General features: G+C 71.3%; 1 protein-coding gene. It reads left to right on the top strand.

The window, feature by feature from the left end:
- Positions 1-369: 369 nt before the first annotated feature.
- The coding region (locus KUM32_RS41020; protein ID WP_217146744.1) for a DUF6480 family protein at positions 370-554 on the top strand (185 nt) is incomplete at its 3' end.

Raw genomic sequence — 554 nt, forward strand, 5'->3', positions numbered from 1 at the left:
GCGAGAGGCAGGCCGGTGCGCTGGGGGACGGTCCACAGGGGTGTCACGCCGCGCTGGATGGGGGGGAGCAGCCGGCGGTAGGCGGTGCTGGCGTGCGGTCGGGTCGGGAGTACGGGGACGTACAGCGGTTCCGGCATGACGGCCACCCCTCCGCGCCGCGTCGTCATCACCCTGGTGGCCAGGGTGAGCGTTGGCCTCGCACCGGGGAAGAGGGCCTTTCAGCCGCAATGGCCGCAATGGTCTAGGGGCTGTCATGGCAGCAACGGGCGCGATGCGGTGCCGCGTGCTGCCCGCCACGCGGGGTCCACCGCCGACGGGAAGGTGTGCCCGCAGGTGTGAAAACCCCCAGGTGCGTCTACTCGTAGAGGCATGGACGACAAGAATCCCGATCCGGACCCGCGGACGACGCCGGGTCTCGAACCCGGTGGGTCGGTGCCTCCCGGCGAGACGCCGCCCGCCGAGGGCAGCACGCCTGACGCCGGGCCCGAGGAGACGCACAATCCGACGACCGGATGGGCGAAGGCCCCGGTATTTCTGATCGGACTGCTGGTGGT

The sequence above is a fragment of the Streptomyces sp. AC627_RSS907 genome (assembly GCF_019049165.1).